Annotated in this window: 27 protein-coding genes; 19 read left to right on the forward strand and 8 right to left on the reverse strand. The window is 47.3% G+C overall.

Features of this window, described 5'->3' with window-relative positions; translation table 11 throughout:
• Positions 1-11: 11 nt before the first annotated feature.
• Positions 12-881 carry a 4Fe-4S binding protein gene (locus F8H35_RS02165; protein WP_472571932.1) on the forward strand — a complete coding sequence of 290 codons (870 nt, stop codon included), beginning with the start codon at positions 12-14 and terminating at the stop codon, positions 879-881.
• Positions 882-958: 77 nt separating this feature from the next.
• Positions 959-1,213, forward strand: a complete 255-nt coding sequence (locus F8H35_RS02170) for a hypothetical protein (RefSeq protein ID WP_472571933.1) — start codon at positions 959-961, stop codon at positions 1,211-1,213.
• Position 1,214: 1 nt separating this feature from the next.
• Here the strand turns inward: F8H35_RS02170 and F8H35_RS02175 are convergent, their stop codons facing one another.
• The gene (locus F8H35_RS02175; RefSeq protein WP_472571934.1) at positions 1,215-1,925 is read right to left on the reverse strand and encodes a type III pantothenate kinase; all 711 of its coding nucleotides are present in this window, start codon (positions 1,923-1,925) and stop codon (positions 1,215-1,217) included.
• Complete coding sequence (gene argJ, locus F8H35_RS02180; RefSeq protein WP_472571935.1) at positions 1,906-3,078, reverse strand: bifunctional glutamate N-acetyltransferase/amino-acid acetyltransferase ArgJ; 1,173 nt, start codon at positions 3,076-3,078, stop codon at positions 1,906-1,908. The genes F8H35_RS02175 and argJ overlap by 20 nt, the downstream gene beginning before the upstream one ends.
• A gap of 54 nt (positions 3,079-3,132) precedes the next feature.
• Between argJ and F8H35_RS02185 the strand changes: the two genes are divergently transcribed.
• From F8H35_RS02185 to F8H35_RS02195, 3 genes are read left to right on the forward strand one after another with little or no spacing between them, the layout of a single operon-like run.
• Positions 3,133-4,221 carry a tRNA (guanine-N1)-methyltransferase gene (locus F8H35_RS02185; RefSeq protein ID WP_472571936.1) on the forward strand — a complete coding sequence of 363 codons (1,089 nt, stop codon included), beginning with the start codon at positions 3,133-3,135 and terminating at the stop codon, positions 4,219-4,221.
• Positions 4,193-5,104, forward strand: coding sequence for a cysteine synthase A (cysK, locus tag F8H35_RS02190; protein ID WP_472571937.1), 912 nt, complete (start codon positions 4,193-4,195; stop codon positions 5,102-5,104). The genes F8H35_RS02185 and cysK overlap by 29 nt, the downstream gene beginning before the upstream one ends.
• A 7-nt stretch (positions 5,105-5,111) precedes the next feature.
• Entirely contained in the window at positions 5,112-6,101 is a 990-nt protein-coding gene (locus F8H35_RS02195) for a hypothetical protein (RefSeq protein ID WP_472571938.1), read from the forward strand.
• On the opposite strand, the gene F8H35_RS02200 is transcribed toward F8H35_RS02195, so the two are convergent.
• Complete coding sequence (locus tag F8H35_RS02200; RefSeq protein ID WP_472571939.1) at positions 6,085-6,477, reverse strand: FAD-dependent thymidylate synthase; 393 nt, start codon at positions 6,475-6,477, stop codon at positions 6,085-6,087. The two genes, F8H35_RS02195 and F8H35_RS02200, sit on opposite strands and share 17 nt — an antisense overlap.
• Before the next feature lies 1 nt (position 6,478).
• Positions 6,479-6,685, reverse strand: coding sequence for a 50S ribosomal protein L31 (gene rpmE / locus F8H35_RS02205; RefSeq protein ID WP_464904404.1), 207 nt, complete (start codon positions 6,683-6,685; stop codon positions 6,479-6,481).
• 70 nt (positions 6,686-6,755) lie between these two features.
• Between rpmE and F8H35_RS02210 the strand changes: the two genes are divergently transcribed.
• The 7 genes from F8H35_RS02210 to F8H35_RS02240 all read left to right on the forward strand — a co-directional run bounded on the left by F8H35_RS02210 (position 6,756) and on the right by F8H35_RS02240 (position 11,953).
• Entirely contained in the window at positions 6,756-7,388 is a 633-nt protein-coding gene (locus tag F8H35_RS02210; protein ID WP_472571940.1) for a DedA family protein, read from the forward strand.
• A complete protein-coding gene (trpA, locus tag F8H35_RS02215; RefSeq protein ID WP_472571941.1) occupies positions 7,363-8,145 on the forward strand; it encodes a tryptophan synthase subunit alpha in 783 nt (260 codons plus the stop codon). Before F8H35_RS02210 ends, trpA begins: the two co-directional genes overlap by 26 nt.
• Positions 8,146-8,159: 14 nt before the next feature.
• The gene (gene tatA, locus F8H35_RS02220; RefSeq protein ID WP_472571942.1) at positions 8,160-8,411 is read left to right on the forward strand and encodes a twin-arginine translocase TatA/TatE family subunit; all 252 of its coding nucleotides are present in this window, start codon (positions 8,160-8,162) and stop codon (positions 8,409-8,411) included.
• Positions 8,412-8,423: 12 nt separating this feature from the next.
• Positions 8,424-9,182 carry a twin-arginine translocase subunit TatC gene (gene tatC / locus F8H35_RS02225; RefSeq protein ID WP_472571943.1) on the forward strand — a complete coding sequence of 253 codons (759 nt, stop codon included), beginning with the start codon at positions 8,424-8,426 and terminating at the stop codon, positions 9,180-9,182.
• Between the two features lie 24 nt (positions 9,183-9,206).
• Complete coding sequence (rho, locus tag F8H35_RS02230; protein ID WP_472571944.1) at positions 9,207-10,478, forward strand: transcription termination factor Rho; 1,272 nt, start codon at positions 9,207-9,209, stop codon at positions 10,476-10,478.
• Positions 10,475-11,083, forward strand: a complete 609-nt coding sequence (gmhA, locus tag F8H35_RS02235; protein WP_472571945.1) for a D-sedoheptulose 7-phosphate isomerase — start codon at positions 10,475-10,477, stop codon at positions 11,081-11,083. The genes rho and gmhA overlap by 4 nt, the downstream gene beginning before the upstream one ends.
• 72 nt (positions 11,084-11,155) lie before the next feature.
• Complete coding sequence (locus F8H35_RS02240) at positions 11,156-11,953, forward strand: 2-amino-3,7-dideoxy-D-threo-hept-6-ulosonate synthase (protein ID WP_472571946.1); 798 nt, start codon at positions 11,156-11,158, stop codon at positions 11,951-11,953.
• Positions 11,954-11,969: 16 nt separating this feature from the next.
• On the opposite strand, the gene F8H35_RS02245 is transcribed toward F8H35_RS02240, so the two are convergent.
• Genes F8H35_RS02245 through F8H35_RS02255 form a run of 3 tightly spaced genes read right to left on the reverse strand, consistent with a single transcriptional unit; the run spans position 11,970 to position 16,206 of the window.
• Positions 11,970-13,652: a radical SAM protein gene (locus tag F8H35_RS02245; RefSeq protein WP_472571947.1), complete on the reverse strand. Its 1,683-nt coding sequence runs from the start codon at positions 13,650-13,652 to the stop codon at positions 11,970-11,972.
• On the reverse strand, positions 13,633-14,799 hold the full coding sequence (locus tag F8H35_RS02250; RefSeq protein WP_472571948.1) for a cation:proton antiporter: 1,167 nt from the start codon (positions 14,797-14,799) through the stop codon (positions 13,633-13,635). The genes F8H35_RS02245 and F8H35_RS02250 overlap by 20 nt, the downstream gene beginning before the upstream one ends.
• Complete coding sequence (locus F8H35_RS02255; protein WP_472571949.1) at positions 14,800-16,206, reverse strand: NAD-binding protein; 1,407 nt, start codon at positions 16,204-16,206, stop codon at positions 14,800-14,802.
• Positions 16,207-16,360: 154 nt separating this feature from the next.
• Between F8H35_RS02255 and F8H35_RS02260 the strand changes: the two genes are divergently transcribed.
• The 3 genes from F8H35_RS02260 to F8H35_RS02270 are packed head-to-tail and all read left to right on the forward strand — an operon-like array spanning position 16,361 to position 18,399.
• On the forward strand, positions 16,361-17,095 hold the full coding sequence (locus F8H35_RS02260) for an ATP-binding cassette domain-containing protein (protein ID WP_472571950.1): 735 nt from the start codon (positions 16,361-16,363) through the stop codon (positions 17,093-17,095).
• A complete protein-coding gene (locus F8H35_RS02265) occupies positions 17,095-18,039 on the forward strand; it encodes a SufB/SufD family protein (RefSeq protein ID WP_472569238.1) in 945 nt (314 codons plus the stop codon). Before F8H35_RS02260 ends, F8H35_RS02265 begins: the two co-directional genes overlap by 1 nt.
• A gap of 24 nt (positions 18,040-18,063) precedes the next feature.
• The gene (locus tag F8H35_RS02270; RefSeq protein WP_472569237.1) at positions 18,064-18,399 is read left to right on the forward strand and encodes a class II SORL domain-containing protein; all 336 of its coding nucleotides are present in this window, start codon (positions 18,064-18,066) and stop codon (positions 18,397-18,399) included.
• Here F8H35_RS02270 and F8H35_RS02275 read toward each other — a convergent pair.
• Positions 18,377-19,009: a riboflavin synthase gene (locus F8H35_RS02275; RefSeq protein ID WP_472571951.1), complete on the reverse strand. Its 633-nt coding sequence runs from the start codon at positions 19,007-19,009 to the stop codon at positions 18,377-18,379. The genes F8H35_RS02270 and F8H35_RS02275 overlap by 23 nt on opposite strands.
• 50 nt (positions 19,010-19,059) lie before the next feature.
• Between F8H35_RS02275 and F8H35_RS02280 the strand changes: the two genes are divergently transcribed.
• The 4 genes from F8H35_RS02280 to F8H35_RS02295 are packed head-to-tail and all read left to right on the forward strand — an operon-like array spanning position 19,060 to position 22,577.
• Entirely contained in the window at positions 19,060-19,965 is a 906-nt protein-coding gene (locus F8H35_RS02280) for a Ppx/GppA phosphatase family protein (protein ID WP_472571952.1), read from the forward strand.
• On the forward strand, positions 19,962-21,290 hold the full coding sequence (locus F8H35_RS02285; protein ID WP_472571953.1) for a UDP-glucose dehydrogenase family protein: 1,329 nt from the start codon (positions 19,962-19,964) through the stop codon (positions 21,288-21,290). The genes F8H35_RS02280 and F8H35_RS02285 overlap by 4 nt, the downstream gene beginning before the upstream one ends.
• Entirely contained in the window at positions 21,290-21,913 is a 624-nt protein-coding gene (locus tag F8H35_RS02290; RefSeq protein WP_472571954.1) for a CDP-alcohol phosphatidyltransferase family protein, read from the forward strand. Before F8H35_RS02285 ends, F8H35_RS02290 begins: the two co-directional genes overlap by 1 nt.
• 1 nt (position 21,914) lies before the next feature.
• A complete protein-coding gene (locus F8H35_RS02295; RefSeq protein ID WP_472571969.1) occupies positions 21,915-22,577 on the forward strand; it encodes a dihydrofolate reductase family protein in 663 nt (220 codons plus the stop codon).

A 22,577-nucleotide genomic window follows, 5' to 3' on the forward strand; every position in this document is an offset into this window, starting at 1 on the left:
GAGGTGGTAAGTTGGCCAGGAAGAGCTTCTGGAAGAGGATAACGATCTGGCGATACCTCTTTCTCTTTGTCTGTTTCGTTATAGTTGTTGGAAACCCGTTTACCAACTACTACGGGGATATCAACTTCATTCAGGGATGGTTTCAGTCTTTAGGTGTTGGAAACCTCTGGGTAGTTTCTCCCCTTGAGGGTGTTGAGTCAATTTTGACCGCCAAGGCTTTCTATATGCCCTCTCTGGTTGGAATGGTTGTTCCCGTTACCCTTGCTTTTTTAATGGGTAGGGTTTTCTGCAGCTGGATGTGTCCGATAGAGTTCCTCTCTATGCTTACGGACAAAATCCTCGGCCTTGTTCCAAAGTGGGGGAATAAGCTCAAGTATAGGCCTGACCTGATAAGGCTCTCTAAGAGACTCCTCTGGTTTGCCCTTGTGACGGAGCTCCTCCTCACAATGATTGTTGGCTATCCCCTCTTTGTCTGGTGGTCTCCGCCGGGGCTTGTTGGAAGGGAGACGATGTTCTACGTCTTCTACAAGCACGTGACGATTGAGCTAACTATTGTCGTTGTTGTTCTTCTATTGAACCTCTTAACAAGGAGAATGTTCTGCCGGTATTTCTGTCCGCTGGGAGCTCTCCTTGCCCTCATTGGCAAGTGGAGACAGCTTGTTATAAGGTACGATGCTGGCGTTTGCGTTGGCTGTAAGGTGTGCGATAGCAGGTGCCCTATGGGAATTAAGCCCAGCGTTGGGGAGAGCCAGAGTGTTTACTGCTGGAACTGTGCAGAGTGTGTTGATGCCTGCCCCACGAACGCTCTGAACTTTACCTGGCGGGATAAGGGAGTTTTAAAAGTTCCCTCTCCACCTGTTGCCCTTGGGAAGAAGACATGATTAAAATTTTATAATCATTGCCAAAAGGCCTTTTCTCTAATAAATTGATACCAGGAAAAACCTTAAGGAGGTAGAAAATGAGGAAAGTTCTTGGTGCTCTTGCAGTGGTAGCTCTTATGGTAGCTCCAGCTTCTGCAGGTGTATGGGAAACCCAGTGCATGGGATGTCACAACGGTTCACTGGCCCCCTCAAAGGCTCAGCTGAAGGCCAAGTTTAAGAACGCTAAGGCTTTCATAGCTGCCGCTAAGAAGTCAACAAACCCAATGATGGCTGCTGTTAAGAACAACGACGCTGCCCTCAAGGCTGCTGCTAAGGAGATCTTCGGAAAGTAAGCTATCCTGGGGGGCTTTCCCCCCTTTCAGCCCTGTAAATCCTGTAAATTCCCTCAAAAGTTAGATTCTCTAAAAACCTTTCCCCTAAAATTTCTGAAACTATCCTGCCAAGTCCCCCTGTAACAAACAGTGAAAGGTTAAATTTTTCTTTTACTTCTTTAATGGCTCCCAACGTTGATAATGAAATTCCAGCCCTTATACATTCCTCCGTTGATCTGCCGGGATTTTCGCTGAGCTCTTTCAGTTCAACTTCCGGAAGGAGAGCTCCCCTCCTGTTTAAACACTCTACCATCGTTTTTATTCCAGGCAGGATGTATCCACCTACAAATTCCCTGTTAGCCACAATGTCTATAACGGTTGCCGTTCCGCAACTTACAACGATGAAGCTTTCAGAGTAGGAGAGAGCTCCCGCAATGTTAGCCAACCTGTCAGCCCCGATGTTTCCCCTGTAGTTCAACTTGAACGGGAGTTTTGAGCTCTTTGAGATGAAGAGAGCTCCCGGATAAACCCGTTTTATTAGCTCTGTTACCTCTGGAACTACTGAAGCTGCGGCAACGTCTGATGCTTTTATAAGGGGGAGCTCCCTTCTCTTCATAACCTCTGCTGTTTCAACTGAGAAGAGGGGGACTATTCGGTCGTTTTCGTAGAGAGCTCCCTTAACCTTAGTGTTTCCTGCATCTATCAGCAGTACCCTACGTTCTGTACTCTGCATTTATCCTCACGTAGTCGTAGGTTAGGTCACAGGTGAGGTATTCAAAACTCTCGCTACCCTGATTGAGAACAACTCTTATCAGAATTTCGTCGTTCTCTTTCATATACCTGAAGACTTCCTCCTCCCTATAGTCTGCCCTTTCACCTTTAAAAAGGAGGTAGTTTCCTATATAAACTTCTAACTTCTCCTCATCAACTCCCACCATTGCAGCCCCTGCAGCTGCTGCTATTCTTCCCCAGTTTGGGTCGCACCCAAAGAGGGCCGTTTTAACCAGTGGAGAGAGGGCTATCTTCCTTGCAACTGCCTTTGCCTGCTCCTTTGTTTTTGCCTTCTCAACAAAAACCCTTGCAACCTTTGTTGCTCCCTCTCCATCTTTGACTATCTGGTAGGCAAGGTCTTTTAAAACTGCTGTCAGAGCTTCTTTAAACTCTCCGTAGTTTTTCTCTGTTATCTCTTTTGAACTTTTCCCCGTTGAGAGGAGGAAGACGCAGTCGTTTGTGCTCATATCTCCGTCAACAGTTATTGCGTTGAAGGAGACCTCTACTGCCTCTTTGAGGACCTTCTCAAGGAGCTCCTTCTTAACCTTTGCATCTGTTGCAACAAAAGAGAGCATCGTAGCCATTGCCGGGTCTATCATTCCAGCTCCCTTGGCTATTCCGCCAACAACAAAGCCGTTTCCCTCAAAGAAAGACGTTTTTGGGAACGTATCCGTTGTCATTATCGCCCTTGCAGGCTCCTCTCCTTTCGCCTTTCCAAGGTTTCTAACAGCTTCAGCAATCCCCTTTCTCACCTTATCCATCGGCATCGGTTCGCCGATAACTCCCGTAGAGGCAACTAAGAACTTACCCTTTCCAGTCAGCTGTGATGCGAGCTTAGACATCTCTACAGCGTCTGAAATTCCCATTTTTCCCGTGCAGGCGTTGGCGTTTCCACTGTTTGCAACTATCCCTGAGACTTTTCCGTTTATCTCCATGCTCACTTTTATGGGTGCTGCCTTAACGTCGTTCTTTGTAAACACCGCTGCGAACTCTGAAGGCTCATCTGTTGCAACAACCAGAACGTCTGGCCTGTCTATGGGCTTTTCTGTCTTCTTTATCCCTGCAAAGGCCGTTCCGCACTTAATTCCCGGAACTTCAGCAATGCCCCTTTTCATCGTTCCTCCTTCCCTATAATTCTGGTTTAAAGTTTACAACTGCCGGAGTTTAAGTTGAAGTTTAAAAGTCCTAAAGTTCTTGTTTCTGAGAAACTAATTTCTGAAGGGATACATAGACCAAAACTCCTCTTTAACCCGGGAAGGGGGGATTTCTTCAACAGATTGGCCTACAGGCTTGTTAAAGGGGAGTATGGGGTTTTCAGGGCTGATGAGTTTGATGAACCTATAAGGCCGGGGAAGGTTGTTTCAGAGTGCTGCGGTGTGGAACTCCTTGCCTTTAAAGGAGACGTTGAGCCAGACGCTGCAGTTGTTAGAAGGCCGGGAAGTATTGACTTCTCCAAAATTGAGTTTAGATACCCTGACTTTGCCGTTGATATGTCTTTCTTTAACAAACTTCTGCCTTCAGAGAGGAAGTCTTTAATGGTTCAGCTTGAGATTGCCTACGGAACTATTAAAGACTTCTTCACTCCGGAAAACTTCTTCGTTTTTAACCTTCCACCTAAGGGGAAGACCTTTATGGAGGAGTTCTTCTCTCCACGGGTTCCGTTCCCTGTAAAGGTGGAGATTTCCGGCTACTCTCAGGTGATAGTTCTTGACCCAAACGGGGAAGAGGAGTTTACCCACGAAGAGGTTGACGAGAATACCCTCATCGTTGTTGGAGGAATTGTTGACTCTTCTCAGAGGCTGAAGGGTTCAACGAGGGAGCTCCTTCCCTCTTTCAAACACAGGAGAATAACCTATAAAGGGATAGTCTCAGTTGTTCCCGACAGGATTAACGAGATAGTAAAGATTGTTGCTGACTACTTAACCTCTCCCGACGACCTTTACACGGCGGTAAGGAGGAACCTAACGAGGGATTCAAAACTGAGGTTCTTGAGGGAGTTTTTAGAGGAGAACCTCGTTAGATTTCTCTATAGGGGGGAGCTCCTTCGGGGACTGCCTGAGAGTAAGTTCCGCTGGTTAAAGGAGGAGTTTGGTTTAACCGACTTTTTCTTCAGAAAAGCTGCAAAGCACGTTAGCGGCTTCTTCATCTTTAGGGAAAGCCTCTTTGGTAAAGTTAAGGGTGAAACGGTTAAGAGGAAAAAGAGAGTTTTTATCTTAGAGGAGCTTAGCGATGAGGACGTTGTTACGAAGTATCCTTAGCTCAATAGGTAACACGCCCCTTTTGAGGGCTGAGATTGAGGGGGTGGAGCTCTTTTTAAAGCTTGAGATGTTTAACCCCGGTGGCTCAATTAAAGACAGGGTAGCACTTGCAATTATTGAGGACGGAGAGAAGAGAGGAGAGCTGACTCCTGAGAAAACGGTTGTTGAGGCAACAAGCGGTAACACTGGAATAGGACTTGCCCTTGTGTGCGCTGCCAAGGGCTACAGGTGTTTAATAGCGATGCCTGAGAACATGAGTGAGGAGAGGAAGAGGATTCTGAGGGCTTTTGGGGCGGAGCTCCTTCTAACACCGGCAGATGAAGGAGTAAAGGGGGCAGTTGAGAAAGTTAAAGATCTCGTTGAAAAAGAGCCTGAAAAATACTTCCCTGCGAGGCAGTTTGATAACCCCGTTAACCCGAAGGTCCACTACGAGACAACGGCTAAAGAGATACTTGAACAGATGGGGTTTCTCCCCAATCTCTTTGTTGCCGGTATAGGGACCGGTGGAACGTTTACTGGGATTTCAAAGAAGTTTAAAGAAGAGAACCCTGACTGCATCTGCGTTGCAGTTGAGCCTGAAGGGTGTGCCGTTTTATCGGGTGAAGAGGTTTGTTCTCATAAGATTCAGGGGATAGGGGCAGGTTTTGTTCCGGAAGTTCTTGATACCTCATTAATAGATAGGGTTGAGAAAGTTGGTTACGAAGAGGCAAAACACTACGCGAGGCTTCTGGCAAGGGAGTTTGGCGTTCTTTCCGGTATTTCGTCCGGAGCCAACGTAGCTGTTGCAGTAAGGGTTGCGAGAGAACTTGGAATAAGAGATAGAGTCGTAACCGTTCTTCCAGATACGGGGGAGCGCTACCTGTCAACCGACCTTTTTGAGTAGGTGGGCTGTGGAGATAAGGAGGGTAGAGGGGATAATCCCTGTTGAGGGGATAAACAGAGACCTTCCCCTGAAGCTTGAGAACTTCTCCTACCACGAGATGAAGAAGCTCCTCTCTCAGATAGGGGCGGGAGAGCAGAAAGGGAAGGCAAACACAGAGTTTGAGTCCCTCTTAAAAGCTGTATTTTTAGGTTATGAGGGGAAGAACAGGGGCAGGTTCAAACTGGGGAACACCCAGTTTACTGCACAGCTTGAGGTTGACAGAGCCTTCCAGCCGGGGGAAGAAGTCCTTTTAAGGCTAAAGGGGATAGGTGAGAAGATAGAGTTCTCCCTGGTCTTACCAGTCAGGAAAAAACTTTCTGAAATACTCAAAGGGGAGCTCCCCAACCTTTTGTCAAAAACCGTTAATTTTCCCGATAAAACAGTTCTTTCCCTTCTCATCCCCTTTGTTGAGAGAGAATACCCAGAGGTAGCCCACGGTTTTAAGAGTTTTGTTGTTTCGGAGCGAGTCTTCTCTCCCTATCTCATTTTCTCACTCCTTTTACTCTTAAAACCTGAAGTCCGCTCTGAGATTGAAAAGAGGGGAGTAAAGCTCCCTGCTGAAGGGAAGGTTAAAGAGCTTATAAACCACCTCCTGGGGCTCTACTCCCTCTACACCCTTTTAGGTGTTCTTGAAATTCCCATATACGTTGATGAGAGTTTCAGGGGAAGGGTGTTCTACAGGCGGGGGAAAGAGGAACTCTCTCAGGCGTTTATTGAAATTGACACGGCACTTGGGGAGTTTGGAGCTCTCCTGAAGCTCCTGGGGAAGAACCTCTCCGTTGAATACTGGGGAAGTAGAGAGATTCTTGAGAGGATAGACCCGGAAGAGATTAAGAGAAAACTTGAGTCTGCCGGGTTGAAGCCGATTGTGGTTAGAGCCATCTCAAAGGAAGAGGCAGAGAGTTTTAAAGGGGAGTTTTTTAAGGGAGAGGGGATTTCTGTTAACCTTTCGGTTTGATAAAGTCTGGAATGTATGGCTCTATGGCCTTTGTGAAATTAAGGTTTGGCATTTCTGAGAGGAGCTCCGCCGCAGTTCTCAAATTCAGAGATACTATAAATGAATCTTCCCTCTCGCTCACCTTTATAAAGGGCTTTTCCATGAAGATTTTAAAGAGCTCTTCTTTGAACGATTTATCAACCTTAAACGTAAAAACCGCGTGCTCAACCACGGAGAGGTGGCCCATTCCAACGACCCTCTCTATGAGGGCCCTGTCCTCATCTTCTGAGTATCGGGAGAGGAGCTCCTCAACGGGCAGCCCCGAGTAGCAGACCCTGGCCGCCGTTGCAATTACCCTCAGGTAATTTTCGGTTGTTGAGAGGAGCTCCACCTTCATCTTAGTATTTACCCTGATACTTGGCCATAAACTTCTCTACCCTACCCCTAACAACCTTCTGCTTCTGTGTTCCTGTAAAGAACGGATGGCAGGCGTTGCACACTTCAACTCTGATTTCAGGGAACTTTGTTGACCTGGTTACCCAGGTGTTCCCGCAGGCACAGATAACTCTCGTTTCCCTGTATTCAGGGTGGATACCCTTCTTCATTATCTAACCTCCTGTTATAATTGGCCGTTGTGCGATTGGAAAGTTTAATTTAGAGCCTCTCAGGTGTCAAGTGGAGCTTTCAGCCCTTTACAGTTTCGTTGAATCAAGCCTTCACTTTATAGAGGAACACCCGAAACTTACCTGTCTTGTCCTCTTCGGATGGTCTTTCCTTGAAACAGCTTTCCTCTTAGGTTTGGTTCTTCCTGCAGAGAAGGTTCTGATTCTCTCTTCTGTTCTGGTTTCTAAAGGAGTGGTATCTCCTGTTTCCTTCGTCCTCTGCGTTTCGGCCGGAACCTTTTTGGGATATCAGGTCTCCTACTTTATGGGAGACTTTATAGGAGAATGCTATCTAAACAGATTCCTCTCAAAGTTTGGAGTATCTGAAGAGGAGTTTGAAAAGGTTAGAAGGTTTGTTGAGAAGAGGGGGGAGCTCTCTCTAATATTCGGAAGATTCATTCCTGTTGTAAGACCGACACTTCCAGTAGTTATAGGGGCGTTTGAGCCGAGCTACTGGAAGTTTACCGTTTACAACGGGATTGGAGCTCTCCTGTGGGCAGTTTCCTACCTCTTTTTGGGCAACTTGATAGGTAAACTGATTTCAACTATTATTAGCCATAAACTGGTGTCTGCTGTTGTTATAGCCCTTACTCTGCTACTCTACTTCCTCTGGAGAAACTATGGAAAGGATAAGAAGAACGTTTGAAGAGCTTGAAAGGAAAGGAGAAAAGCCCCTTATAGTCTACGCAACTGCCTGCGACCCGAACTGTGAGAAGTCTTTAGACGTCTTTAAGCTCATCCTTGAGTTTGCCGATATGGTTGAGGTGGGAATGCCCTTCTCAGACCCTTTGGCAGACGGTCCGACGATTCAGAAGGCCCACGAGAGAGCTCTCTCTTCCGGCGCCAACACCTGCCGGGTCTTAGAACTCGTCTCAAAGCTGAGGAGTTTTACAGAAAAACCCATCGTTTTAATGGGATACTACAACCCCATTTTTGTCTATGGAGAGGAGAGGTTCATAAGGGATGCAAAGTCTGCAGGAGCAGATGGATTCATAGTTCCAGACCTTCCCCCTGAAGAGGGAATGGACTTCTCAAGGAAGGTTAAATCCTTAAAGCTCTCCCCCGTTTTCCTCGCAGCCCCCACGAGCACAGACGATAGATTAGAGCTCATAGGAGAGGCTACCGGTGAGTTCATTTACTACGTTTCGGTTACGGGGATAACTGGAGAGAGGGAAGAGCTTGCCTACGCCGAAATAGAGAGAGATATTGAGAGAGTAAAGAAAGTTACTGGAAAGAGAACTGTTGTCGGCTTTGGAATTTCAAAACCGGAACACATAAAGCAGATGTATAATAGTCCTGATGGATTTGTTGTTGGAAGTGCTGTTGTGAAGAGAATTGAGTCCTGGAACCTCCCTGAACTGAAGGAGCTCCTTTCCAGCCTTAAGGCTGCTACAAAATCTTAATTTCTGGAGGAAACATGTTTGGTTTGGGAACGCAGGAGCTTATAATAATTTTAGTAATTGCTCTCCTCATCTTTGGCCCCAAGAAACTACCTGAACTTGCCCGTTCAACCGGTAAGGCTATAAACGAGTTCAGGAAGGCCTCCGCCGGGATAATTGACGAGGAAGAGGAGAAGAAGGAGAAAGAAGAGAAGAAAGAGGAGACCGTAGCAAAGTCTGAGGCCAAGAAGGAAGAGGAAAAGGTAGAAAAAATAAAGGTTAAGGAATAAGCAGAGTAGGAAATGCCAGAGAAGAACTACCAGACCCCCGAAGAGGAGCTCCCCGTAACCGAACACATAGAGGAGCTCCGCCAGAGGCTCTTCAAATCGTTCATAGCCGTAATAGTAGGTTTCCTGATTGCCTGGCCTTTTAAGAAGAAAATACTTTTGTTCCTTGAAAGGCCTCTTCCGCCAAACCTTCAGGGAAAGCTCATATTCCTTTCACCACCGGAAGCTTTCTTCACAGCCCTGAAGATTTCGTTCTTTGCCGGTATTCTCATATCCCTGCCCTACGTCCTCTACCAGGTGTGGAAGTTCATAGAGCCGGGGCTTTACGAACACGAGAAGAAGTTTATTCTGCCGTTTATGTTCTTTTCAGTTCTTTTCTTTTTCTTGGGGGCTTCTTTTGCCTACTTTGTTATACTCCCGTTCGGCTTGAGGTTTTTACTCGGGTTTATGGGAGACCTGTTAACACCTCAGATAACGATAGGGAGCTACGTTTCCTTTGTTATTCAGATGATTCTTGCATTCGGTTTTGTTTTCCTCCTGCCGGTTGTTGTCTGGTTGCTTTCAAAACTTGGAATAATAAATTACAGGATGCTTGAAAAGAACAGGAAGTTTGCAATTCTTGTTATATTTATAGTAGCAGCACTTCTCACACCTCCTGATGCGTTTTCCCAGATAATGATGGCGCTTCCCCTTTTAGCTCTTTACGAGCTGAGCATCTGGGTTTCAAAAATTGCGGGAAGGGGACGGGAAGAGGAAGAAGAGATCTCATATTAACAACCTACTTGGAGGGAGCCGTTCATGGCTGAAAACTTGGCCGAAGGTCTTTCTTTAGAGCAGCTTCAGAAAATGAGTATTTTTGACCTGAGGAAGATTGCCAAATCATTGGGGTTAGAGGTAAAGTCTGTAAAGAAGCAGGAGCTTATTAAGAAAATCCTTGAGAAGGATGCGGAAAGGAGGGGTTCCAACTTCAGGGTTGGGGTTTTAGAAGTCCTTCCTGATGGCTTTGGTTTCCTGCGTTCTCCTGAGAATAACTACCTTCCAAGCTCAAGCGATATCTACGTTTCACCCTCCCAGATAAGGAAGTTCGGCCTTAGAACGGGAGATACGGTAGCAGGAGAGGTAAGGCCTCCAAAGGAAGGGGAGAAGTACTACGCCCTTTTGAAGGTTCACGCAATAAACTGGGAACCACCAGAAGTTGCCAAAACCCGCCCACAATTTGACCAGCTTACTCCCCTCCATCCTATGGAGAGGTTCAGGCTGGAGCACGACCCTTCGGAGCTCTCCACCCGTGTTGTTGACCTGATAACTCCCGTAGGAAAGGGGCAGAGGGGGCTTATCGTTGCTCCTCCACGGGCTGGGAAAACGGTTCTCCTCCAGAAGATTGCAAACGCAATAAAGACAAACTACCCCGATACATACCTCATCATTCTCCTGATAGATGAGAGACCGGAAGAAGTTACAGACATGAAGAGGAACACTCTGGCTGACGAGGTTATCTCGTCAACCTTTGACGAGCCCCCAGAAAGGCACGCTCAGGTTGCAGAGATAGTTATTGAGAAGGCCAAAAGGCTCGTTGAACACAAAAAGGACGTTGTTATCCTCTTAGACTCTCTCACAAGGCTTGCAAGGGCTTACAACACCCTTACCCCACCAAGCGGTAAGATTCTCTCCGGTGGTATTGACGCCCACGCATTCCACAAGCCCAAGCGGTTCTTCGGAGCTGCAAGGAACATAGAAGAGGGTGGAAGCCTTACGATCCTTGCTACAGCCCTCGTTGAGACGGGAAGCCGTATGGACGACGTTATCTTTGAGGAGTTCAAGGGAACCGGAAATATGGAAATTGTCCTTGACAGGTCTTTAGTTGAGAGGAGAGTCTTCCCTGCAATAAACATTCACAAGTCTGGAACCAGAAAGGAGGAGCTCCTTCTACCTGAGTGGGAACTCAATAGAGTCTGGATTCTTAGAAGGCTTTTAACATCAATGTCTCCCGTTGAGGCTATGGAGTTTCTCCTTGAAAAGCTCAGGAAGTATAAAACAAATGAAGACTTCTTAAAGGCTATGAACGCATGAGGGAGCTCATCTACTACAGCTTTTTAGAGAGTGCGGACCTTAAAAGAGAGTTCATAGAGGAGAACAGAGAAAAGATCTTTTCTGTTTTTAAAGAGATTGCAGAGAGGGTAAAGAGCGGAAACAAAATCCTCCTCTGCGGAAACGGGGGTTCCGCCGCAGACTGCCAGCACATAGCCGCCGAGCTGGTTGGAAGGTTTAACATGGAGAGGAGGGCTCTCCCCGCCGTAGCCCTAACAACTGATACTTCAATCCTCACTGCCGTTGCAAACGACTACTCATTTGATAGAATCTTTGAAAGGCAAGTTGAAGCCTTAGGGCAGGAAGGAGACGTTTTAATAGGAATAAGCACCAGCGGAAACTCAGAAAACGTTATAAAGGCTGTTGAGAAGGCGAAAAAGATGGGAATTCTGACAGTTGGGTTCCTTGGAAGAGACGGCGGTAAACTATCTGAAATGGTTGACCACGCATTTATAGTAAAAAGCTTCTCAACACCAAGAATTCAGGAAGTTCACATCACTTTAGGCCACGTCCTTTGCGACTTCATTGAGAAGTATCTCTTTTCCTACAACAGCTACTTCCCTCCCTTCGGGGAGGGAAGGGAGTAGTTCTCCTTAAAATATCGTAAAATCCCACCCAAATTCTTTTAAACCCTGAAAATATTTTCGGAGGTTTCCGTTATGAAAATAGGAAAAGCCATTAGAATGGAGAGGATTATCAACAGGGAGACGGGAAACACGGTCATTATTCCCATGGACCACGGCGTTTCAATGGGGCCAATTCCCGGTATTATAGACATAAGGGAGTCAATAGATAAGGTTGCAAACGGCGGGGCAAACGCGGTCATTATCCATAAGGGGCTCGTCCGCCACGGCCACAGAAAGCACGGTAGGGACGTTGGCCTCATTGTTCACCTCTCTGCAAGCACAAACCTCTCTCCAAAGCCCAACTCTAAAGTTATTGTCTGCACCGTTGAGGAAGCCATAAAGCTTGGAGCAGACGGGGTTTCTGTCCACGTTAACCTTGGAGATATGAACGAAGATAAGATGCTTGAAGACCTCGGCAGGGTTTCTGAGAAGTGCTTAGAGTGGGGAATGCCCCTCGTTGCAATGATGTACGCAAGGGGAGAGCACATTGAGAACCCCTTTGATCCCGACGTTGTTGCCCACTGCGCAAGGGTCGCTGCAGAGCTTGGAGCAGACATCGTTAAGGTTGCCTACACCGGAGACCCTGAAACATTCAGAAGGGTAACCGAAGGATGCCCCATTCCCGTTGTTATCGCCGGCGGCCCCAAGATGAGCAACGATATGGAGATTCTGGAAATGGTTGAAGGGGCTATGAAGGCCGGTGCTAAAGGTGTTTCAATTGGCAGGAACGCTTTTCAGCATGAGAACCCCGAAAAGATTGTCAGGGCTATTGCTGCCATAGTTCACGAGGGTAAGACTGCAAAAGAGGCTGCGAAGCTTTTAGAGGGGTAGGGGAATTTCCCCTGCCCTAAACCTCAATTTCGTTTGAAAACTTCTCAAGCTGTGGGAAGTGGGAGAGGAGCTTTCCCTTATCTTTGAAAGGTCTTTTAAGAACTATCTCTGAGGCTGTGTTCTTAGAAATTCCTGGAATGTATGTAAGGAGTTTGTGTGAAATCTCGTTTATCTTTATTGGAACGGGAATTCCTATTACTGACCTCTCTCTATGGCCTACAACAACAACATTTGTTGTCCTGAAAAGCTCTAACTTCTCCGGAATTCTTACCAGAATCGGGTAGGTTCCTATCTGCCTTCCTAAGGTGTGGGCTCCGTCGTAGGCTTCAAGGAGAACGTCCTTTATTACTGTTCCAACGGGAAAGACTCTCCTCATCATAGGCAGGTCAAAATTTTCCCTCACCCACTCCTTAAACCTCTCAAACTCCCTTCTGTGTTTCGTCTTCGGCCTTTTAACCATATCCGCTATCGGCGTTTCGTCAAACACCATAACTTGCCTTATGTTTACCCTTCTAACCAGCAGCCCCTCGTCTAAAATAGACTTCAGGAAGTCAATGTTTTTCCTGAAGGTCTCCTTCGTTTCTCCTGGAAGTCCGACGAGGAAGTTTATCCCCGGAAGTAGTTTGTAGAGCCCCTTTTCCCTCTCCTTAAAGGCTCCGACCTCATTTACAACCCTTATGGCCGTTTTAACCCCTTCAGGGTCAACTTTTAGGTAGTTTCTCTTTATCACTTCCGGGTCTGCACTCTCAAGGCCAAAAGGGGCTATGTCTCCCTCTGTGTCGTAGGTGGCTATACACCTTAAGGCTTCCCTTGACTTCTCCGTGTGGGCTGCAATCGTTCCGGCGTTTACGTTGTCTATGTGGAGAGTTTTTATCTTCCCAACTTCTCTAATCTCTCTGAAGAGCTTACAGATTGCTTCGGGGTTTGGCTCAGGGAATTCCCCTTCCGTTTTAACGGCCTTGTAGCCCAGAATGTTTGGCTGCCTTCCTATCCGGAAGTATTTAACTCCTTCTCTGTAGAGGGCTTTTACCTCTTCAACTACCTTCTCTGGCTCCCTCTCGTCTGGCCTTCCGTAGAGCCCCTCCGTGCAGTATGAACAGTGGTGCTTCCTTTCACAGCCCCTAAAGGTCTCTATCTCGCAGATTACGTAAGGGTAGTAGAAGTGGTCTTTGACTATGAAGGCTCCAAGGGGGGCAAACTTGTCAACTTCCCTGGCTGTTCTCTTCAAGGTAAATGTTCCCGTGGGGAGCTCCACCCCCTCAACAAGTGCCCTCCCAACGTGGTAAGCTGCAAGCTCAACGTCTCCTAATGAAATAAGGTCAAATCCTTTGAATTCAAGCCTTTCAGCCCTGCTTCCCCCTTTCAAGGTAAAGCCGAACTTAACAGGGCCGCCAACAACCTTGTAGGCAGGGAGCTCCCCAACCTCCTCAATCTCCTTCTTTGTTATGGGAGTTCCCCCTAAATACCTTCCGGGAACGGTCATTCCCGTTATCAGGAAGATAACGTCTGCCTCTTTAAGGAGCTCCCTCTTCTCCTCTTTTCTCCTGTAGTCGTCTACAGCAACGTAGGAGATGCTCTCTTCCGGGAGCCCTGCAGAAACGAGAGCTCCCGCAACGTAACGAACGTAGGTTGAGATGTATGGGGGAACCCCTAAACAGGTGGGCTCGTCAACGTATCCGTCAAGTATTACTACTCTCATTTCCCTTCCCGTAGGTGAGGTTGAAGAGAACAGGGGCAAGGATTCCGGTAATGATTGCCAGTAAAATTAGGGAGCTCTCTACGTGGTGGTCAATCACCCCCATCTTAACGCCGAGCTCTGCAATGACGATTACGAGGGTAAGTGGTGCAGAGAGGAGAAACCCTGCTGCAGCCGATTCCCTTAGGGTTAAGCCCTCAAGTTTCAAAAAGAGAGATGGAACAACCTTTGAGCCAAAGCTTACAGCAACCATGGTTAACAGAACTTCAAGAAGGTGGAGCGAAAGGTGGGGCATCACAAAGTTTATCCCTACAGAGATGAAGAATATGGGAATGAGGAAGCCAAAGCTGATCCCTGAGAGCTTCTCCTCTATGTTCTCCGTGTCCTCAAATACCGTTGCAAATATCACCCCGGCAAGGAAAGCCCCGATTATGGGCTCAACGTTTATGAGGGATGCCGCCACAGAGAGGACGAACATAACGGCTAAACTTATCCTTACCCCAATTTCAGACGGGTTCTTCTCAAAGAAGAACCTGAAACGGTTCGGATACCACCAGACAAAGCTCCTCAGGAAAACGAGGATGAGCCTTGCCACAAGGAGGAAGAGGAGGAGCTCCCCAATTCCCTTCCAGAACTTAATCCCAAAGCCAAACTCCGTGTAGAGGCCGAAAAGTGTAAGTGCTCCTATACTTAGAACCTCTCCAACAATTCCAACTAAGAAGACCGTTTTTCCGTAGCGGGTGGGTAGAAGCCCCTTCTCCTTTAAAACTGCAACAACAATTCCGACAGATATGGCTCCCAAAGCTAACGAAACTAAGGGTTTAAAGGAGAGCTCCATACCAGAGACAAAGGCAATAGAGAGGATTAAAACGGGAACGGCCGTGTAGATGAGCTTTGTTTTTAAAGGCAACCTATAGATTTCCTTAATCTTAACCTCAAGCCCTGCAATGAACATAAGGAGAAGAAAGCCAAAGGTTGAGAGGAACTGGAGCCACTGGGACGGCTCAATCAGGTTAAGCCCCGACTTCCCAACGGCTATTCCGTAGAGTATTTCACCTACAGAGACGGGAATTCTCAGGAGCTTACTGAGGAAAGGAACGAAGAGAATGCCTATTGAGATAAAAATTAAAGATACCAGCAAACCTTCCATCTACTCACCTACGCAGACAAGGATTGAGGTGCACTTAGACCTGTGGAGCATGTGGTAGGGTGGGTAAGGGTTGAACCAGCTTGTTTTTCTGCCCTTCCTCGCCCCTATTACAGAGAGGTTGTAGCCCTTGCTCTCATCGGCAAACTCCCTTATGGGGTTTCCAACCCTAACCTTAAACTCTATGGGAACCTTATACATAGTTGAAAGCTTTGTAATCCTTTCTCTTAAAGATTCGGTCTTCTTGTTGTTTTCAAAGGGTGAAACGTAGAGGGCTGTAAGGGAGGCGTTGAGCATCAGGGAGAGCTCTATCCCCACCTCAAGGGCCCTTATACCGCTGAAAGATCCTGATACTGGAACAAGAATCCTCTCAACGGGGGTTGTTCCCCTTGCAACGGCAACGGGAGATAAAGTTTCCTCTCCGACTACTACAGGAAACGTCTTTATTCCTAAGAACAGCGGGAGCTCCCTGTATTTATCCGGCATAACAATGAGGCCGAAGTTCTCTTCCTTTATGTTTTCAAAAAACTCCTTTTCACAGTTTTTAAGCTCTTTAACGCTAACATCTCCCTTCTTTATCTCCTCAAAGGAGCGTATAAGGAGGTCTTTCCTGTCTCTGCAGGTGTAGAAAGAGACCTTTGAGAGCTTTGTGTTCTCGTAGAAGAACTTTGCATCCTTAACTGCTTTCTCTGAATGTTCAGGGAGGAAAACCACCTCTTCCGTTCCAAACTGCAGAGGGAACTGGGGCTCTCCAGACTTTATGAGACCGGCAATATACTTAAGGATTTTCGGATCTCCAACTATCAGAATTCTGTCCCCCGGCTTTATTACCGTTTTCGGCCTTGGGAGTATCAGCTTATCCCCTCTGAAAATGGCAACTATTCTCCACCTTCGGGACGTGAACTTCCCGACAGGGTAGCCTGCCAGTATGGAGGTTGGCATAACAGAAACCTCAATTATCTCCCCCTGTCCAAGGCCGATGTTGGTTGGGCTTACAATCCCCGACTCTATCTGCCTCTCAAGGAGGGAGGCCGTTGCAACTGCCTTGTTTACGTAGTTTATCCCTTCCCTCTCATACTTCTCATCGTTCTCTGTGCTGTTTGAGACGGCAAAAATCGTTGGAACGCCAAACTCCTTTGCTATCCTGCAGGCCTCAAGGTTTACCTCGTCGTCCCCCGTGCAGGCTGTAAAGGCCGTTGCATCTTCAACTCCCGCCTTTTTCAGAAGGAGCTTGCTGGTTCCGTCTCCCTGAAGTAAAACAACCCTGTTGAGGGATTCGGAGTTGAGGAGCTCTACAACCTTCTGGAGCTTTTCCTCGTCCTGGTCTATCACTACCAGCTTCCACTCCTTCTGGAGCCTCTTTATCAGCTCCCTTCCAACCTCTCCTGCTCCAACAATTATCAGCTTCAAGTTCCTTCTCCTCTTCTTTTCTGACCCTCAGAAATTTATGGAAAGTGAACAGCCAGTCAATTAATTGATAAAGATTCTCAATAAGGCTGATAAAATGCTTGACAATCAGGAAAGTTGGAATTAAGATTCAAATTAAACAGCACAGGAGGAGGCAATGGCTCCACTTCTAACGGTTAACGATGTAAAGCTTACCATAGACGGAAGACCGATACTGAAAGGTGTAAACCTTGTTGTTAACGAGGGTGAGATCCACGCAGTTCTGGGCCCCAACGGTGCAGGTAAGTCAACCCTCGCAAGCCTCATAATGGGAATAAACGACCTGAAAGAGCCCGATTCTGGAGAGATAATCTTTCAGGACAAACTGGTCAACGGCCTTGACATAACCGAAAGGGCAAAACTTGGAATTACACTCGCCTGGCAGGAACCTGCCCGTTTTGAAGGGATAACCGTTGAGGAATACCTGAAACTCTCGGGCAGGAACAACCCGGAGCTTGACGTTGTTGAGTGCTTAGAGCTTGTTGGCCTTGACTGCTCATACCTCAACAGGTTCGTTGATGACACCCTCTCTGGCGGCGAGAGGAAGAGGGTTGAGCTTGCCTCAGTTCTCGCAATGAGGCCGAAGCTTGCCGTTTTAGACGAGCCCGACTCAGGCATTGACTTTGCATCAATGGAAGACATTGCAAATATGATTAAAACGATGAGGGACAGAGGAACAACCGTTCTGATGATTACCCACAGGGAGGAGATTGCCGAGATTGCAGACAGGGCAACCCTCATGTGTGACGGCAAGGTTGTTCAGACCGGAAACCCCAAGGATGTGGGTCAGAAGTTCAAAACAATGTGCGTCAAGTGTGAAGTCCGCAACCCGGAACTTGTAGGAGGTGAGTAATGGCAACAAAAAACGTTCTTGATACAGTTGCAAAGAAGTTCATCCAGATAGGCCTTCCCAAAGACCTCTTTGAGAGAAACAGGTTCAACCTGTTGGTTGACAGGAACAAGATCATCGTCCGCTATCCGGCTCCCGGCGTAAGGTCTGAGGTGATAGAGACTCCAACGGGCGTTAAGACTAAGGTTTACGTTGAGCCGGGAACAAAACTTGAAGAGCCTGTAACCCTGTGCTTCGGCGCTGCTGAAACAACAGAGGTTCAGACAACAGAGGGTGAAATCGTTGTTGGAGAGGGTGCCGACGTTAAGTTCCAGGTCTACGGTGCTATGGCGGAGGGGATAAAGCTTAAGCACAAGAACAAGCTAAAGGTTAGGGTTGAGAAGAACGCAAGGTTTGAGTTCTTAGACCTCCACTACAACGGTGAGGATACCTTCGTTGAGCTTGATACGGAGACCGACGCCTACATAGGTGAGAACGCCTACTTTAGATCTGTCTTCAAGCAGACAAGGGGAAGGGCCGGAAAGGTTCGTATAGTCCTCAAAGCACAGGTTGATAAGAAGGGCGTTGCAGTATTTGAAACAAAGATGATTGGAAAGAAGGATGATGAGATATACGTTGAGGACGTGATCCACCTGAACGGTGAGGAGTCCAGGGGCATATCAAAGAGCCGTATAATTGCTGTAGATGAGACAAAGGCAACATTCGTAGGTGAGACCTACGGAAACGCACCAAGGTGCAGAGGCCACATTGACTGCTCCGAGGTTATTAGAGGAAAAGACGTAACGGTTAAGGCTGTTCCCGTTGTTGTTGTTAACGATGAAACGGCCAAAGTTACCCACGAGGCGGCAATCGGTAGCATAGACAAGAAACAGCTTGAGACCCTTATGGCAAGGGGATTAACAGAGGACGAAGCTGTAGATGTAATTGTTCAAGGAATGCTGAGATAAAAACTTTGATGAGGAGGAGGAACCATGAAAGTTCACGGACCAGAGCCAGAAGGCAAGAGGAAGCACACACCTGTAATTGAAGCTCCTGCAAAGGTTAAAAAGGGAGAGTGGTTTGAGGTAAGGGTTGTTGTAGGAAAGGACATTCCCCACCCAAACACTAAAGAGCACTGGATCTCCCACATCTCCCTCTGGGCTGGAGACTTTCTAGCAGGAAGGGCCGACCTTGAGCCAGAAAGGGCTGCTTCTGAGGTCGTTTTCAAGGTTAAGCTTGAGGAGACAACAACACTTACAGCCCACGCCTACTGCAACCTTCACGGCCTCTGGCACAGCGAAGACGTTACAGTAGAAGTTGAGGAGTAATTCCCCGGGTGTCCCTTCCCGGGGCGCCCTTCAACATCCTTTCCACGTACTTTCCTATCAGGTCAAACTCTAGGTTTACCCTGTCTCCTGCCTTTTTCCATCTAAGGTTTGTATTCTCGTAAGTGTGGGGAATAACGGCCACTGAGAACTCCTCACTTCCAAGCCTTGCAACCGTTAGGCTGATCCCGTCAACGGCTATGGATCCCTTTTCTATCAACAGGTGAGAGTATTCCTTTGGTAGTTTAAAGGTGAAGATAAAGCTCTCTCCTTCTCTCTTTACTCCTGTTATCTTGGTTGTTGTGTCAACGTGCCCCTGAACTATGTGGCCTCCAAGCCTGTCTCCAACCTTCAGTGCCCTTTCAAGGTTTATGGGGGTTCTGGAGCGGAGCTCCCCCAAATTACTCCTCTGAAGCGTCTCGTTTGAGACGAAAAACGAGAGGTAGTCCTTCCCCATCTCAACAACGGTAAGGCAGACGCCGTTAACAGCTATACTGTCTCCTATTCTTGTTCCCTCAAGGACTTTTGAGCACCTTATGGAGAGGAGAGTTCCCTTCCCACCCTTTCTTATCTCCTTTACCGTTCCAACTTCCTCAATCAGCCCGGTAAACACCTCTTCTCCGGTTGGTAGAATTTTCAACCAATTATAGCCGGGAGGGAAGATTGCGGATAGCCACCGTTGACATAGGGACGAACTCAACAAGGCTTCTTATTGCAGACGTTGAAGATGGAGAAGTTAAGCCCGTTTTAAAGGTTGGAAAGGTTACAAAACTGGGAAGAGGCGTTAGAGAAACAAAAAGACTTTTAGAGGAAAGCATAGAGAGAACACTAACCGTTTTAAAGGAGTTTAAAAAGCTCATAGATGAGTATGGAGCTGAAAAAGTTATTGCGGTAACGACTGAGGCGGCAAGGCTTGCCGAGAACTCAGATGAGTTTCTAAAAAAGGTGAAAGAGCTTGGGATAGAGCTCTCCGTCCTTTCAGACAGGGAAGAGGCGGAGCTTGTCTTCTGGGCAAACGTCAGCGCCTTTAAGCCACAAGGCCGTGCAATGACGGTTGACCTTGGAGGGGGAAGCACAGAGATAGTCTACGGAACGGCGGAGAGGATTGAGTATTTAGAAAGTTTAAAGTTTGGAGTCGTTTTTCTTACGGAGAAGTTCTTAAAGTCTGATCCACCAGAAAAGGAAGAGCTTTCATCCCTTGAGGAGTTTGTGAGGGAGGAGCTCCTCAAGGTAAAGGAGCACGTCTCACCGCCCTTTGAGGTCTATGCCGTTGGAGGAACCATAACTTCCGTTGTTGCAATGGAAGAGGAGATGGAGGTATACAGGCCTGAAATCGTCCACGGCTACAAGGTCGGGAGGGATGTAATAGAGAAGTGGTATAGAAAACTTACGAAATTGACCGTTGAGGAGAGGAAGAAGATAAAAGGCCTTGAGGAGAACAGGGCAGACGTAATCGTTCCCGGACTTGCCTTTTTTAAGGTTTTCTGTGAAGTCTTTGATAAAGACTATTTGACTGTAAGCGAGCTTGGACTACTTTACGGTTTAGCTTTAAGGGAGGCGAAAGGTTGAAGAGGATAGCGGTAATAGGAACAGGGTACGTAGGACTTGTCTCTGGAGCCTGCTTTGCCTACTTAGGCCACAAGGTCATAGGCCTTGACGTTGATGAGGAGAAGATAGAGAGGCTGAAAAGGGGAGAGGTTCCCATATACGAGCCCGGCCTTGACAGGATACTTGAAAAGGCCATAGAAAACGGGAACATAGAGTTCACAACAGACTACGGCTATGCCGTTAAAAATTCAGACTTCATCTTCATAGCCGTCGGAACACCATCCCGGGAAGACGGCTCTGCAGACCTCTCCTACGTTGAGAGCGCCTATAGGAGCATAGCAGAGCACATCTGCAAGGGGGACTTCAAGATAATAGTCAACAAGTCAACAGTTCCCGTTGGAACAGGCCGCTGGGCAAAGGAGTTCATAGCCGGTCTTTTAAGGAAGAGAGGGATAGAAGAGCCTGAGAAGTGCTTTGACGTTGTCTCAAACCCGGAGTTCTTAAGAGAGGGAAAGGCTGTAGAGGACTTCATGAAGCCCGACAGGGTAGTTGTAGGGGCAGACAACAGAGACGTTGCAGGAATGGTTGCCTCACTCTACGAAAAGCTCCAGCCCCCAATCCTCATAACAGACCTTCCAACAGCGGAGATGATCAAATACGCCTCAAACGCCTTCCTTGCAACGAAAATCTCCTTCATAAACGAAGTGGCAAACATCTGTGAAAAGTTCGGAGCAGATGTAACGGTAGTTGCCAGGGGAATGGGGTTAGACCACAGGATAAGCCCACACTTCTTAAGGGCAGGTTGCGGATTCGGAGGAAGCTGCTTTCCGAAAGACGTTAAGGCTTTGATACACACAGGAAAAGTAGCAGGAGAGGAACCTAAGCTTCTTGAAGCTGTAATAGATGTAAACGAGAAGCAGAAGTTAAAGCCTGTAGAGAAACTCCTGAAGCACATTCCAGACCTTAAAGGGAAGACGGTGGCCGTTTGGGGGCTTGCCTTCAAGCCTGAAACAGACGACATGAGGGAAGCTCCGTCAATTCCGATAGTAAGGAAACTCCTTGAGCTTGGAGCAGTAGTTAAAGCTTACGACCCTGTGGCCCTTGAGAACGCCAAGAGGGTTTTCAGTGAAGATATTAAAAGGTTTGGAGACAGGCTGAAGTTCGTAGAGGATAAGTATGAAGCCCTTGAGGGAGCAGATGCCTTAATTCTTGTTACCGAGTGGGAAGAGTTTAAAGACGTTGATTTTGATAAACTTAAGGGCAAGGTTGTCGTTGACGGGAGGAACCTCTGGGAGCCTTCCGTTATGAAACAGATATGCACGTATGAAAGTATCGGGAGACCGTAATGAACATAACCAGTAAGAGAGATACTCTGAAGAAACTCTACTCGCCCTTTGGGTGGGTTCTGGCAAAGGCCAACGTTTCACCCAACGTTATTACGCTTATGGCCGTCGTTTTTGGAACACTCTCTGCAGTTCTCTACTTTTCAGGCCATCCTGTTATTGGAGCTTTTCTCCTCTTTGTCTCTGGAGTCCTTGACCTGTGCGACGGCTACGTTGCCGTTAACAACAGAAAGGCCACAAAGTTCGGTGCAGTCTTTGACTGGATAGCCGACAAGTGGGTGGACGGCTTTGTCCTTGGAGCCGTTGCTCTCAAGTATGCAAGCCCGTGGGTTGCTCTCCTTGCAGTTGTTTCAACGATGCTCCACACGTTCATAAAGCCCGTTGCCTACGCTGAAATCGGCTATCAGCAGAGGGAGATAGGCAAAATTAAAGACCCCCTTGAGAACACAGGCTTCTTTGGAAGACCTGAAACTTTTATCGTCCTCTTTACAACTTCAATCCTATACCCTGTTAACCACAAGCTTCTAACCTACGGAATTGAGTTTATAGCCGTTATGTCTCTCCTTTCTCTTCTCCACAGGCTCTACTACCTTTACAAACGTTACGGGAAAGAGTATGAGGTTTAAGATGGATAGACCTTACGTTTTGATAGTTTCTGAAGTAACTATAGACGGTAAACTCACCCTTGCTAAAGGGGTTTCAAGTAAAGAGATAATGAAGCTTATGGACGAAGAGGCCAATAAATACCTTCACCAGATAAGGGCTGAGTGTGATGGGATAATGGTCGGCGCAAACACCGTTCGGATAGACAACCCGAACCTCACAGTCCGCTACGTTGAGGGCGAAAACCCGATAAGGGTTATTCCAACTTCAACGGGAGATATTCCTTTAGATGCTAACGTTTTAAACATCAGTGTTGCTCCAACTGTTATTGCCGTTTCTGAGAGAGCTCCCGCTGGCAGAATAAAAGCTTTTAAGGAAAAGGGAGCAGACGTTGTAATTGCCGGCAAGGATAGGGTTGACTTTGTGGAGCTCCTCAAGAAACTCAAGGAGATGGGAATTGAGAAGCTGATGGTTGAGGGGGGGAGCTCCGTCAACTGGGAACTTATAAAGAACGACCTTGTTGACGAGATAAGGCTCATCCACCTTCCCGTTGTTGTTGGAGGAGACGACGTTCCTTCCCTCACTTCTGGAGAGGGCTTTAAAACCCTTGATGCCGTTAAGCGATTCAGGATAAAGAGAGTCTTCCAGTGCGGCAATCAGGTAATTACTGAATACTTAAGAAGCTGA

The organism is Thermovibrio sp. (genome assembly GCA_015488335.1).
Taxonomy (GTDB): domain Bacteria; phylum Aquificota; class Aquificia; order Desulfurobacteriales; family Desulfurobacteriaceae; genus Balnearium.